This window comes from Paenibacillus wulumuqiensis (assembly GCF_000971965.1).
Lineage (GTDB): Bacteria > Bacillota > Bacilli > Paenibacillales > Paenibacillaceae > Saccharibacillus > Saccharibacillus wulumuqiensis.
This window is the reverse complement of record NZ_KQ040793.1, coordinates 64,545-77,694: the sequence shown is the minus strand read 5'-3', so window position 1 is coordinate 77,694 and position 13,150 is coordinate 64,545. Positions and strand designations below refer to the sequence as shown.

Sequence of the window (13,150 nt, the reverse complement as noted above, 5' to 3'; positions counted from 1 at the left end):
AGAATCATACAGAACTACTTATGCAACTGATTTCAGAAAGTGCTTTACAGGATTCATTATTTACCCAGTCGCCGGATGGTATGCTGATTCTTGATTATTCAGGAATACTAGTCTGTGCGAACCCTGCCATTCAGCATATGACAGGATATGATTTTGAAGAGTTATATCTTCTAATGGAGAGGCCTGCGCAGACCTGTAGTACTATAGAGCCTCTGCAATCTTCGATTAGCCAGGCATTGGAGGGCAAGGCTTCAACCATGGAACTGGAAGCCTTGCACAAGAACCGTTCCAAAATCTGGCTGCAGATTACATTTACCCCCATCTATCACACCGGAGAGATTATAGGAATTTATGGCATCTGCCGAGATATCACCTCACAAAAAGTGATGGCCAATCAGGTTCGGCAAAGCGAAAAGGAATTTAGGCTTATCTCTGAGCACTCTCTTGATTTTATTTCCAGACATATGGCGGATGAAAAGGCTGTTTATTTGTATGCGTCACCTGCCTGCAAAACCATACTCGGATATAACCCCGAAGAATTGATAGGGAAAAGTGCATATGATTTTTTTCATCCGGATGATGTTGAAGCGGTAACCCGTTATTTGGAAAGAATTCTAAGTATAGAAGGTTCGTACACGGTCTCCTACCGCATTCGGGCCAAAGACGGACATTACGTCTGGATTGAGAGTACAGGCCGGTACAGCTATAACGAAGTCACCGGGGATATAGAAGAAATTATTGCGGTATCCCGCGACATTACCGATCGCAAGCAGGCGGAACGTCAGCTGCAGGAGAGCGAACAGCGCTACAAGTCGCTGTTCGAGTATAATCCGGCCAGCGTATATTCCTTTGATATGGAAGGCAATTATACATCAAGCAATGGCAATCTGGCCATGCTGCTCGGCTATCCGCTGGAACAGATCATGCAAATGTCGTTTCGTGATATTATTGTGCCGGAGAAAATGGAAGCTACCAATCGTCATTTTGAAGCAGCGCGCAGTGGCATTCCGCAAAATTACGAGACAACCATTGTTCACAGCAGTGGTAAAGTGATTGACATCAATGTGATCAATGTGCCGATTATCGTGGACTCCGAGATTGTAGGGGTCTACGGGATTGCCACTGATGTGACCGAGCGCAAGCAATATATCCGGCAGTTGGAGAAACTGGGTTATGAACATGCCCTGATTTTGAGCTCCGTATCGGAAGGTATTTTCGGACTGAACAAGGAAGGCAAAGTCATGTTCACCAATCCGGCTGCTCTGCATATGCTGGGCTTTCCCCAGGAGGAATTCAACGGACATTACAGTCATCATGTCATCAATCCATCTGCACCGGGAGGCGTCCCGTATTCGACCGAGGAATGTCCAATCTGTGCAACAATAAGCGATGGCATTGCACGTTCCATCAAGGAGGGAATCTTCTGGAAAAAGAACGGTTCCAGCTGCTTGGTAGAGTACAATGTGAATCCGATTATTGACAAGGACCAGATTCAGGGAGCAGTCATCGTATTCCGTGATATTACCAATGAACGTGAAGTGCTGCGGCAAAAAGAACTGGCGGAGCAGGCAGCTTCGGCCAAATCCGACTTTCTCGCGATGATGAGTCATGAGATTCGTACGCCAATGAATGGTGTACTCGGCATGACCAATCTGCTGCTTGAAACTGATCTGACGGAGATGCAGCGGGATTATGCGGAGATTATTCGCAGCAGCGGCACCTCGCTGATGCGTATCCTGAATGATGTTCTGGATTTCAGCAAGATCGAAGCCGGCAAATTCTCGTTAGAGCCTGAAGAATTTGAACTGGAGACGCTGGTAGCGAATGTGGCAGAGCTGTTCATGCCTGCCGCCATGGAGAAAAAGCTGGATCTGTCCTGGTATGTAGCACCGGATCTGCCGCACAAGATCGTAAGCGATCCGGACCGGCTGCGGCAGATTCTGAGCAACCTGGTCGGCAATGCCATCAAATTCACGGATCAGGGAACGGTAGGCATTATTGTGAACAAGCTGTATGAAGACAGTGAGAAAAAGCAGCTTATGCTGGAATTCCTGGTCGAGGATACCGGCATCGGCATTGCGGAGGACAAGAAGAATCTGCTGTTCCATTCCTTTTCCCAGCTTCATCCTGCGCTGAACCGCAAATATGGGGGGACCGGACTGGGTCTGTCCATCTGCAAAAAGCTGATCGAGCTGATGGGCGGATCGATCCAGGTGGAGAGCCGTGAACACGTGGGCTCCATTTTCCGCTTTATCCTGCCCTGCGCATGGACGGGTACACAACAGACCGAAGATGCAGAGCCGGAACAGGCTGCAGGGGTTGATCTGGAATGGATCAGTCGTGACCAGATCGATGTATCGGACCTGTCCGTGCTGGTGGCAGAAGATCATCCGGTCAATCAGCAGCTGATGGAGGATATTATCCAGAAATTCGGCTGTAAGGTTGATACGGTAAGCAATGGAGTTGAAGCTTATGCGGCGATCGTGCGCCATCATTATGATCTCGTATTTATGGATGTGCATATGCCGATGATGGATGGCATTGCAGTCTCCAATCTGATCCAGCAGCTGCTGCCAACAGAAGCAAGACCAGCGATTGTGGCGGTTACAGCCAATGTGGGCAGTGATATCCGGGAAGAGTGCCTGCAGAGCGGTATGCTGGATGTGATCGCCAAGCCGATTCATCCGGCCGAGATTCATAGAATGCTGATTGAACAGAAAAACAGACCCAAAGCCGAACTGAGCGACCATTTGCATCCATAGAGTTCCGAACAGGTGTCATGGTCCGCCGGTTTTTGACAGGGAGATGTTCTATTCGGGTAAAACGGGTAAGTAACATACAGAAAGACCAGGCTTTGATTATGGGAGGGATCGGAATGAACACAGTATCATGGGATGAGCCTCTACGCAGAATTATGGAACAGCTTGCCAGATCGGAGCCTACGCCCGGCGGTGGAAGTGTATCCTCGATTGTCGCAGCACTGGCTGCAGCGATGACGTCGATGACAGCCAACTTTTCCCAGGGAGAAGGATACGAGCAGATTGAACAGCATGTGGCTCAGGCGCTGCAGGACATGGAGTATATTTCTTCAGCCTGCGAATGGCTGATGGCCAAGGATATCGAAGCTTTCGGACAGTATATCGAAGCGCTGCGGATGCCGCATCGCACTCCTGAACAGCAGGAAGAGCGTCAGGAGACCGTATATGACATGAAAATTCAGGCGATTGATACACCGCTGAAGCTGATGGAATGCTGTCTGTACGGGTTGTACAGCGCAGCTCCGTTGATCGATGTATGCAACCATACCGTATTGTCCGATATCGGTATCGGTATCATCCTGTTCGAGGCGGCGGCACGTTCCTCGATGCTGACGGTACAGATCAACCTCGTCACCCTGCAAAATGCGGAGCAGCGGGCAGTCTATGAACGACAGTGCATGGAATTGATGGACAAGGTCAATGAACGGCGCAGCGTGCTGCTGGAGCAGGTGCAGGCACGTATTATGGCACGTGTGGTTTAATCTATTGGCAAATGGACATTTTGCAGCTATACTGTAGAAAATAAAATCAATGATTCGGAACTGGAAGCACCAGACTCCTCAATATGGGGGTCTGGTGCTTTTTTGTTGTGAAAGGAGATCGTCTGCCATGTATTACCGCTATCCTGTACTGGCACCTGTGCTGCTATTTGTAGGTGCCGCCTTTCTGATCGGCATTATCCTGCTGTATATGTATTCCACTTCACTGCAGCCTGAAGAGCATCCTCCAGCTGCGTCGGTAGTATCCGTTCTGGCTGATGGACGTCAGTATAGTGTCCAAACGTATGGGAGTACGGTCAGCGATGTACTTCGCCAGCAGCATATCGAGCTGGCACCTGATGATCTGCTGCAGCCGCAGGCCGATACACCGCTGCATAACCGGATGACTATCCGCATTACCCGGGTAACCCGGCAGCAGACGGTAACGGTGGAATCTATTCCGTATGAGACGGTCTATTACAATGATCCACAGCTGGCACAGGGGCAGCAGCAGATTATCCAGAGCGGTCAGACCGGGTTGGTAAGACTGACCCGTCTGGCTGGAATAAATGATGGAATGGCCGTATCCGACCAGATCATTTCCAGAGAAACAGTGCAGCCTTACCATCCACAGGTGGTTGCCGTGGGTACACGAGAACCTGCACCGAGCACTCCAGCTCTGTCTGTCTCCACACCAGCAGCTGTGTCTGTTCCCACATCCGCTGATGTGGAGATAAATCATGATTATCCCGGCAGCAGTCCTGATCTATCCGTTTCCACTCGCCAGCCAGCCGATTCACAGATCGCAGCTGGTGCGGCATCATCGCCTGTAAAGTCTTACCGCTATACACTGCAAGCCGAGCTGACTGCCTATACGGCCGGGCTGGAGAGTACGGGCAAGCAGCCGGGAGATGCCGGTTATGGAGTGACCGCCTCCGGAGCTATCGTAGCCGAGGGGCAGACCGTCTCTGTAGATCCCCGGGTGATCCCCATGGGCTGGTGGATGTATATCGAAGGCGTGGGCTACCGCAAAGCGGAAGATACCGGCAGTGCGATCAAAGGCAATAAAATAGACGTATACATGAAAGATCTGGATGCAGCCCGGTCATTTGGACGGAAATCAGGCGTTAGGGTGTACGTCATCGGACCCGACCAACCGGATACATAACGCAATTGCGGGAGATGAGGTCCTTGTAAGACACCGTCCACGCTATAAAGCTTTCCTGTAATATAGGGTTTCTCGATTTCATGAGCGTAAACTCAATGTGCGAATGAGCTGCCTGCAGAATCTCGGGAAGGCTGCCAATATGGTCAATATCCTGATGCGTCAAAATAATAACATTTAATTTTTCAAAAGGAACTCCGGCATCGTTTATCGCTATCCGAATCAATTCCCCTTGTCCGGGAGTGCCCGTGTCAATCAGCACCGTATGATCCTCGTCCCAGACAAGCGTGGGATTCAGCTCCTGAGGACCGGCGAAAGATTCAATCTGAAGTTCAAGCATGGTTACTCCATTGGCAATTTTCATGGTTCGTTCTCCTTTTCGGATATGATAGTTTGGCCTGCAATCAAGAAAACGAATAAGCATGCACAATAGATACGAACCTATTCAAAGTTATAGGATATATGCAAAGCTACGGGACATATTCACGCTGTAAAAGCATAACAAAAAGGACACCGATTGAAGTCGGTGCCCGTCCGAGGGAAGTATTTCGGATCTTCTAGAGATCGTCGTATGTATTCCCAAATACATAATTAAGTGCATAGTCCGCATAATAGGATTCAGGCTGCCATTCCTGCAGCATTTCGCAGCTGCCGACATACAGAATCTGCCCATCCCGGATTAGCCATTCCAGCCCGTGCTCCGGTTCCCAGTCACAGTCCAGCTCCAGATGAATCACCGGCGCTGTCTGTACAGCCTCTTCGGCAGAGATTGACGGAATTGATAGAGCGAGCGGCTGGATCAGCGGCAAAATGTCTTCTGGCTGATTGATCTCCGGCGGCGTCTCACCGACATATTCACAGAAATCAAGGCAGTAGTCCCGGCTGTAACGATACAGCTGCCGTAGCTGTGCAGAGTTCAGTGCATTGAATGCAGCCGCACAAACAGCTGCATACTCCAGCGGAGTCTCTGTGTCCATCAGGTGCACAGAGACATTTCGCTGAAATAGGGGAGAGAAGAATTGTGCTTCACGATAATCTTCATGATGCTGTACATCAGTCAGTAGTTCGTGACTCATTCCTACTCGTCCTTATCGTCCATATTTTTGGCGTAATAGATTTCATCCATTTCGCGGGTCAGTCTTTTGGTGATCTGTGCCTGTTCTTCTTCGGAGAGGGACTCCTTGGTATAGCCGAACAGATAGTTATCCAGATCGAATTTTTTCAGTTTGCATTTGGTGTGGAAAATATTTTCCTGATATACGTTCACATCGATCATATGGTACATATCCTGAACCTCGTCCGGGATAAAGTTCTGAATGGAACTGATATCATGATCGATAAACAGCTTGTGGCCTTCGATATCACGTGTAAAGCCGCGAACCCGGTAATCCATCGTCATAATATCCGTATCAAAGGAATGGATCATAAAGTTCAGCGCCTTGAGCGGGGAGATCTCGCCGCAGGTGGACACGTCAATATCCGCGCGGAACGTACTGATTCCTTCGTCAGGGTGATATTCCGGATACGTATGCACCGTGATATGGCTTTTGTCCAGATGCATCAGTACATGCTCGGGCAGCGGACCTGGTGATTCTTCGAATGAAGCATTCGGCGCCGTCTCTACCGGTCCTTCGGAGATCAGCATCGTTACACTGGCACCCTGTGGCACATAATCCTGCTTGGCCACGTTCAGTACGTGAGCCCCGATAATATCCGATACATTGGTCAGAATTTTGCTCAGACGGTCGGCATTGTATTGCTCATCAATATATTCCAGATATGCTTCCCGTTCTTCTTTGGTACGGGTGTAGCAGATATCATACATATTGAAGCTGAGTGATTTGGTCAGGTTGTTAAAATTGTGCAGCTGGATACGTTCTTGCTTGGTTAACCCCATATTGGTTACCCCCTGTTATCAATGAGTGTGGGTGTATGGATGTTGTTGATGTCATAGATGAGATACAAGGATTGGATGGACAGCCATCAACTTAGCCAGTCAGCATAATCGCATATGCGCCCCGGTTGAAACACTGTTAATTTACCCAATCTACTCATTCAAAAACAGAAGCCGATCTTGCCGGATCTGATCCGGGATGCTGCTGAATCTGCTCGGGAATCTGTTGATCACATACGCACCCATGATAACAGATGATGTACAGGATATCCAGAGCAGCTTGCTTATCTTGTATGTACAAGGTGGCATGATGGCAGATGAGCGGACCAGCCGGGAAATCAGTCTTGTCCCCGGATGATAGTTTATCCGAGACGAATCATTGAACGACTTCTACGGTAGGCCATCCTTTTCCAGTCCGGAAGCAGGCAGAAGACGGAGCTCAGCCTGCAGCTGGTCACCCAACCATCTGCCTGCAGGGACCGGAAGGATGTCATGAAATGACGAGTCACAAATAGCAGGGGAAAGAGAACAGGGATTTAGACACTGCTCAGACTGGTGTTTTCAGACTATGGCTGCCGAATTGGGATTTGTTCATGACAGAGATATACTTGTCGTTCAGTACGAGATACGTATTCGGCGACGTCTGAATGACGATTCGCTTCCGGGTGCCATACGGGCATTTGAGCAGAGCCGGATGGTCATCGGAATTGAATACATCTTGATCAACAGCGACATGGACGGCCTCACCGAGAGGGATTTCAATCTTGGATCGCTGCCAGTCAATGACCAGCTGCTCTTCATCGCGGGCAACTCTGATACCAGACATCGTAATTCCTCCTTTTCCACGTGATCGGGATGTTGTATCTGCATATAGAGGCTGTCTAATCAATGGATAGCACGCAGCGTCTCAGCAATGATTATACAGCCTCTATACCATTAGATTACCCAATCAGACCCTGGTGTCAAGCACCTTTATGAGGATGTGGCATGATTGAATCAGGTGAAGATGGGGCAGGATCAGTCCGATAGTGAATCAGGGTAAAGCGGGCGCCTCCAATCGGTGACGTGCCGCAGGTTAGTTCGGCGTGCAGCCGGGAAGCGATCTGACTGCTGATTGCCAGTCCCAATCCGGTCACTCCATTGGTCCCGGCATAATAGCGCTGGAAAATATGCTCTTGCTCTTCGGGGGCAATGCCCGGTCCATCGTCATCCACATGGATAATCCAGTCAATCTGAGAGTGCTCCGGCTGTTCCAGGGAGAGAATCACCTGCTCTTTCGTATGACGCACCGCATTTTGCAGCAGATTCAGCAGTACCTGAAACAGCTGCTCCGCCGCTACCTCGACAGACTGTGATTCACCCTGTGCATGCAGCTGAATTCCCTGCTGCTGGGCATTGGGCAGCAGTAGGTACACCGCTTCTTCAAGCATACTGCGCAGATCGATCCGGGTGACCGGCCATTCCTCATCCACGCTCTCCAGGCGGGACAGCTGAAGCAGCTTGCCCACCATATCGATCAGACGCTGTGACTGGGTCGAGATAATATGCAGTCCCTGTGCCGTTGGCAGCACCTGATCCTGTATCGCATATACATATCCCTGAATGGACATCAAGGGTGTCTTGAGTTCATGGGAGACATTTTGCAGAAATTCCAGCTGATGCCGATGATGAAGCTGCAGCCGGTTGGCCATCAGCTGAAAGGTGCTGATCAGCTCGCCGATCTCGGTATGATCCGCCTGCAAAAACGGCTCTTTGGACATACGATGAGGTTCATAGGCGCTCACCGCTTCCTTTAACCGGTTAAGCGGCTGCACCATGCGCCATACAGCAAACAGACCAATCAGCAAAATCACGATAAAGCTGGCTGCAATCGACAGCAGGGTCGTCCGCAGCAGCGGGATATAAAGCGCACGCAGCGAGGAGAGCGGCGAATACAATATGACCCGGAACGGCTGATGCGTCAGCCTGGCTTCACTGTACAGTACCTTGGTATCATGCAGCTGCATAATGCCTTCCCGATTGGCCGGGAAGCCGTTCATCTGTGTGCCGACTTCAGCGGAGTTGCTGGAGGCGACGACTTTATTTTGCATATCCAGCACAAAATAATCTGCATAAAACAGTGTATCTTTGATAAAAAAGCGGAAGCTGTCGCTGTCCAGACTGTCCATATCATCGTTATTTAGAATATGCACCGCCTTGATCGTCTGTTCATTAAGCTGATGCTTGACCTGATTCAGCAGCAGATCATCGATCAGCCGGATAAACAGCAGTACGGTAATGGCGACCGTCACCAGCATGCCTGCGCATAGCGCCAGCAGCATTTTGCTGCGGATCGTTTTCATGATTCATGAACAGCCGCTTTGTAGCCGAAGCCCCAGACGGTATCAATCGTTAATGTAGAGTGGTATTGCACGAGCTTTTTGCGGATTCGTTTGACCAGATCATCCACGACACGCACTTCACCGAAAAAGTCGTAATTCCACACCTGCTGGATCAACTGTTCCCGGCTGAACGGCCGCTGCAGATGATTGGCGAGGAACAGCAGCAGTTCAAATTCACGGGCAGTGAGGGATAGTTCATGTCCCTGTACAATGACCTGTCGGAATTCTTCGGAGATCTGCAGATTACCAGCACTGATATAGCCAGCGTTCAGTGGACATGGCGTTTCATCCGTCAGATGCCCGGCTGCATTCACTGCGTCCGCAGATTCCGATGCCGAGAGAACGGCGGCTTCAGCGGCCAGTTTGCTGCTGTGGATTAACCGGAGCATACTTTTGACCCTGGCGACCAGCTCGCGCGGATTAAACGGCTTGCTCAGAAAATCGTTGCAGCCCAGCTCCAGCCCATTCAGCCGATCGACTTCTTCTCCGCGCGCAGAGATCATAATGATAGGAATCTCGGTAAAGGTCCGCAGCTCGGTCAGCAGCGTCAGCCCATCGATGCCCGGCATCATAATATCGAGAATCAGACAGTCCGGCTGCAGGGCACGGACATGCTCCAGCAGCTCTCGTCCGTGTGCGAACGAAGACACTTCATATTGTTCCTTGATCAAATAGCTGCTGATCAGTTGGAGGATGTAAGGATCGTCATCCACGACAAATATACGGGTCATGCCAAGTCCACCTTTACAGGGAAATAAATAGCTCATGTACGATAGCAGATGTTTATGTAAATGTTAATGTAACAGATGAACAGAGAACTTTTCAAAGTTGGAAAAGTCTTCCGGTAAGCTTGGTGATTGCGATCATCACCAAAGCTGGATGATGCCAAAAAGACGGAAACTCTTCAGAAGAGCATTCCGCCTTTTTGCAGCAAGTTTTAGTAACCGTTCAACCCTTTCAATCGGGAACCATACCTGAATGATAAAGAGTTAGCGTGTGAGCATGACGCAGTGTATTTACAATATTCCTCTTGTGTAAGGCAGTGTGTTTACAGTATCACTTTTATTTGTGTGCAGCTGTTTTGTGAGCAGTACGTGCTTGGTGAACCGCTTTTTTTGTATGGTGGGCAGTCACTTTGTGAGCAGTACGCGCTTTATGAGCCGCTTGTTTGGTATGATGAGCAGCCGCTTTGTGTGTAGTGCGTGCTTTATGCGCAGTATGTTTGGCTTTGTGAGCGGCTTTTTTGTGCACTCTTACTTTGTGAGTGGCGGATTTGCCTGCTTTGGTTTTGTGTGTTTTGGTTTTATGAGTCGCTTTTTTGGCTGTGGAATGAGCGGCTTTTTTGGTGGCTGGTGCTTTCTTGGTCACCGGCGCTTTTTTGTTCATCGTGCTGGACGTTTTGGAAGTGACAGGTGCTTTGGCGATCAGCGGCTTGGAAGCGGCTGCCGGTTTGGCGGACTCTACTTTTTTGGCTGGTTGTGCCGGATTGATAGTAGGAGTAGCGGCGAATACGCTGCTTGCTCCTCCGAGTACAGTTACGGCTGTTAACAATGCTGCTGCGTTTTTAGACCATTTTTTCATCAGGGTCACCTCATTGGTAGGATATAAGCAATCAGTCAGCCGGAGTGAGGGCAGAGATACTGTCCGGGGGACGATCTGTATCTGTCCTGTATCCGTCGGTGTCAGGCGCTCGCTCCGGAATGACTGACTGCTGATTTAAATTCATCTTACCAGTCGATTATGTGAGAACCGTGGGAGAGATGTGTGAAAAGTATATGAAAAAGGTCTTCAAAAAATATGCGCTGTTCCACGTTTAGCGTGCAGCCACAGAATCAGCAGGAAAACAGCCGCTATCCCAACCGGATACATAATAGCCCAGCCGGAAAAAGGGAAAATTACTGCTGTTGAAGCAAAGGAAATCCAGCTGATCACCACGCCTGCCCGGTATCCGCGCAGCAGTCGTATACCTGCTGCACAGCCTGCCAGATAGGTCAGGATAAAAGCGGCATTTGGCAGCTGAATCAACACGGACAGCGAGAGAACATGACTGCCGTACAGCAGCATTACAACGGCAAAGCATCCGGTCAGAAAAGCCAGACCACCTGCCGGTGTCCTATACCGCTGTGACAGTTTGCTCATCCAGCGCGGTGCATAACCCTGCCGGGACAGTGCATAGGCGACCCGAGAGGCAGCACCGACATAGGCAATAATGGTAGCTGTACAGATGAACAGGCCGGTGAGTCCGGCGAGTATGGCGCCCCATGGACCGAGCGTGAGGCTGATCATCCATACGAGCGATGTATCCGGGCCGCCATGAAGATAGCTCTGTGTGCCAACTGCCGCCAGGGCAGTCAGAAAATACAGAATGCCCACTATCACGGCAGCAATCATAATTCCCCGCACTGCTGCCTGCTGCGGATTACGGAATTCTTCAGACATATGGGACACCGCTTCCCAGCCGATAAAGCACCAGAACAGCATCGCGGCAGACTGTCCGACCGGCAGCCATCCATGCGGCAGAAACGGGGTAAAGTGAACCATCTGCATATGCGGCATGGCCGCTACAATGGCAAAGGTCAGTACGGCAATAATGGAGAGCACAACAGCGATCTGAATGCGCCCTGCCAGCTGCATCCCGATCCAGTTGGCGACCAGCCCGGCAGCGAGAATCAGCGCAGCCAGCAGAATACGAATGGAGTCGCTCCACCCCATCGCAGCTGTCATATAACCGGCCCCGGTCAATGCAGCGACAGGAGCGCCGATCGGTACGGACATAAGGAAAAACCAGCCTGTCAGCGCCCCGGCACGCGGACCAAAGGCAAGCGTCACAAAATGCGATACACCGCCCGCATTCGGAAAGCGGGCAGAGAGCAGACCCATGGACAGCGCCATCGGCAGAATCAGCAGCGTCATAAAGCCCCAGGCAATCAGTGAAGAAGGGCCGGCCATTTGTGCAGCCAGACCGGGAGCGATCAGTATGCCGGAGCCGAGTACAGCACCGATATACAGCGCGACCGCCTGCGACATGCCGATCGAATGCCGTAGTCCCGGCTGCTGCGCGGCTGTATGACCAGTGTAGGGAGGAGTGTGATCAGGTAGAGATGACATATGCGTTCCTGCTTTCCTTGTAATTTTCTACAGGTTAGCAGATAATAGTCCCATCGGAAAAACGGAAGTTATGAATGACATCCATCGCTTATACCGATGGATCAGTATAAAACGGATCAGATGAAGGAGTGGAATGGGAATGGAATCCAGACATTTGTTTACTTTTCTGACGGTAGTGGAGACCGGCAGCTTCACCCGGGCAGCGCACAAGCTCGATTATGCACAGTCTAGTATCACCGCGCAGATTCAGGCACTGGAGCAGGAGCTGAATACGCCGCTATTTGACCGGATTAACAAGAAAATACTGCTGACCGATGCCGGACGCCGCTTGCTGCCGTATGCCCAGGAGATTGCCCGGATGCATGATATGGCGCGGGATGTGGTGCGTTCGTCGGATGAGCCGGGAGGAACGCTGAATATCGGTGCGCCAGAATCGCTCGCCGCCTCGCGTCTGCCGGACATTATTCGGGAATTCCGCAATCGTTATCCGAATGTACGCATGATTCTCAGACCGGGCAATTGCACGGAGCTCAAGGAGCAGGTGCGCCGAGGCGAGTTGGATATTGTGTTCACCCTGCTGCCGGAAGAGGACGATCGGGATCTGCATATGGAGACACTGGTCGAGGAGCGCATGACGCTGATCGCACCGATGGATCATCCGCTCGTGCTCCAGCCACAGGTGCTGCCGGAACATCTGCGGCTGGAGACCATTTTGCATACGGAGACAGGCTGTCTGTACCGCAACTTGTTCGAGCAGCATTTGAACCGGCATGGTATCTTTACAGATCCCAGTCTGGAGTTCTGGAGTATCGAAGCGATCAAGCAGTGTGTGATGGCGGGTCTGGGTCTGAGCTTCCTGCCGACGATGACGGTCCGCAGAGAGCTTGAAGAAGGCAAGCTGGCTGCGCTGGCGTGGAATGACGACAATCAGCGCGTCTGCACCCAGATGGTCTACCATCTCAAAAAATGGCAGTCGCCGTCATTCACTGCCTTTGTGGAGCTGGCTCGCACGCATGCCGTTCGCTGGCGAGATGAAATTGGAGTCGGTATATAGAGAAGTGAAGATGCCAAACGGCGAAGCTTGT

The 13,150-nt window shown here is 50.8% G+C and carries 12 protein-coding genes; 4 read left to right on the top strand and 8 right to left on the bottom strand.

Annotated elements, in window-relative coordinates:
* Positions 1-20: 20 nt before the first annotated feature.
* The 3 genes from WH45_RS03350 (at position 21) to WH45_RS23075 (ending at position 4,685) form a co-directional block, all read left to right on the top strand.
* Positions 21-2,762, top strand: coding sequence for a PAS domain-containing hybrid sensor histidine kinase/response regulator (locus tag WH45_RS03350; protein ID WP_235338284.1), 2,742 nt, complete (start codon positions 21-23; stop codon positions 2,760-2,762).
* A 113-nt stretch (positions 2,763-2,875) separates the two neighbouring features.
* On the top strand, positions 2,876-3,520 hold the full coding sequence (locus WH45_RS03345) for a cyclodeaminase/cyclohydrolase family protein (RefSeq protein ID WP_046213005.1): 645 nt from the start codon (positions 2,876-2,878) through the stop codon (positions 3,518-3,520).
* Positions 3,521-3,647: 127 nt separating this feature from the next.
* Entirely contained in the window at positions 3,648-4,685 is a 1,038-nt protein-coding gene (locus tag WH45_RS23075; RefSeq protein ID WP_162198436.1) for a G5 and 3D domain-containing protein, read from the top strand.
* Here the strand turns inward: WH45_RS23075 and WH45_RS03335 are convergent.
* The 8 genes from WH45_RS03335 to WH45_RS03300 form a co-directional block, all read right to left on the bottom strand.
* Complete coding sequence (locus WH45_RS03335) at positions 4,657-5,046, bottom strand: MBL fold metallo-hydrolase (RefSeq protein ID WP_324292915.1); 390 nt, start codon at positions 5,044-5,046, stop codon at positions 4,657-4,659. The two genes, WH45_RS23075 and WH45_RS03335, sit on opposite strands and share 29 nt — an antisense overlap.
* A gap of 193 nt (positions 5,047-5,239) precedes the next feature.
* On the bottom strand, positions 5,240-5,758 hold the full coding sequence (locus WH45_RS22730; protein ID WP_052723603.1) for a DUF6985 domain-containing protein: 519 nt from the start codon (positions 5,756-5,758) through the stop codon (positions 5,240-5,242).
* A 2-nt stretch (positions 5,759-5,760) separates the two neighbouring features.
* Positions 5,761-6,579: an adenosylmethionine decarboxylase gene (speD, locus tag WH45_RS03325; protein ID WP_046213004.1), complete on the bottom strand. Its 819-nt coding sequence runs from the start codon at positions 6,577-6,579 to the stop codon at positions 5,761-5,763.
* A gap of 544 nt (positions 6,580-7,123) precedes the next feature.
* Positions 7,124-7,402 carry a SunI/YnzG family protein gene (locus WH45_RS03320; protein ID WP_046213003.1) on the bottom strand — a complete coding sequence of 93 codons (279 nt, stop codon included), beginning with the start codon at positions 7,400-7,402 and terminating at the stop codon, positions 7,124-7,126.
* A gap of 136 nt (positions 7,403-7,538) precedes the next feature.
* On the bottom strand, positions 7,539-8,918 hold the full coding sequence (locus WH45_RS03315) for a sensor histidine kinase (protein ID WP_046213002.1): 1,380 nt from the start codon (positions 8,916-8,918) through the stop codon (positions 7,539-7,541).
* A complete protein-coding gene (locus tag WH45_RS03310; RefSeq protein ID WP_046213001.1) occupies positions 8,915-9,688 on the bottom strand; it encodes a response regulator transcription factor in 774 nt (257 codons plus the stop codon). Before WH45_RS03310 ends, WH45_RS03315 begins: the two co-directional genes overlap by 4 nt.
* Before the next feature lie 331 nt (positions 9,689-10,019).
* Positions 10,020-10,538, bottom strand: coding sequence for a hypothetical protein (locus WH45_RS22725; RefSeq protein WP_052723602.1), 519 nt, complete (start codon positions 10,536-10,538; stop codon positions 10,020-10,022).
* 207 nt (positions 10,539-10,745) lie between these two features.
* The gene (locus tag WH45_RS03300) at positions 10,746-11,984 is read right to left on the bottom strand and encodes an amino acid permease (protein ID WP_046213286.1); all 1,239 of its coding nucleotides are present in this window, start codon (positions 11,982-11,984) and stop codon (positions 10,746-10,748) included.
* 220 nt (positions 11,985-12,204) lie between these two features.
* Here WH45_RS03300 and WH45_RS03295 point away from each other — a divergent pair, with 220 nt between their 5' ends.
* Positions 12,205-13,119: a LysR family transcriptional regulator gene (locus WH45_RS03295; protein WP_046213000.1), complete on the top strand. Its 915-nt coding sequence runs from the start codon at positions 12,205-12,207 to the stop codon at positions 13,117-13,119.
* Positions 13,120-13,150: the final 31 nt, after the last annotated feature.

What these genes read in the sequence shown, in the direction of transcription:
- WH45_RS23075 (WP_162198436.1), top strand. Translation starts at nt 3,648, where the DNA reads ATGTATTACCGCTATCCTGTACTGGCACCTGTGCTGCTATTTGTAGGT.
- WH45_RS03315 (WP_046213002.1), bottom strand. Translation starts at nt 8,918, where the DNA reads ATGAAAACGATCCGCAGCAAAATGCTGCTGGCGCTATGCGCAGGCATG.
- WH45_RS03310 (WP_046213001.1), bottom strand. Translation starts at nt 9,688, where the DNA reads ATGACCCGTATATTTGTCGTGGATGACGATCCTTACATCCTCCAACTG.
- WH45_RS03320 (WP_046213003.1), bottom strand. Translation starts at nt 7,402, where the DNA reads ATGTCTGGTATCAGAGTTGCCCGCGATGAAGAGCAGCTGGTCATTGAC.
- WH45_RS03350 (WP_235338284.1), top strand. Translation starts at nt 21, where the DNA reads ATGCAACTGATTTCAGAAAGTGCTTTACAGGATTCATTATTTACCCAG.
- speD (WP_046213004.1), bottom strand. Translation starts at nt 6,579, where the DNA reads ATGGGGTTAACCAAGCAAGAACGTATCCAGCTGCACAATTTTAACAAC.
- WH45_RS03345 (WP_046213005.1), top strand. Translation starts at nt 2,876, where the DNA reads ATGAACACAGTATCATGGGATGAGCCTCTACGCAGAATTATGGAACAG.
- WH45_RS22725 (WP_052723602.1), bottom strand. Translation starts at nt 10,538, where the DNA reads ATGAAAAAATGGTCTAAAAACGCAGCAGCATTGTTAACAGCCGTAACT.
- WH45_RS22730 (WP_052723603.1), bottom strand. Translation starts at nt 5,758, where the DNA reads ATGAGTCACGAACTACTGACTGATGTACAGCATCATGAAGATTATCGT.
- WH45_RS03300 (WP_046213286.1), bottom strand. Translation starts at nt 11,984, where the DNA reads ATGTCGCAGGCGGTCGCGCTGTATATCGGTGCTGTACTCGGCTCCGGC.
- WH45_RS03335 (WP_324292915.1), bottom strand. Translation starts at nt 5,046, where the DNA reads ATGAAAATTGCCAATGGAGTAACCATGCTTGAACTTCAGATTGAATCT.
- WH45_RS03295 (WP_046213000.1), top strand. Translation starts at nt 12,205, where the DNA reads ATGGAATCCAGACATTTGTTTACTTTTCTGACGGTAGTGGAGACCGGC.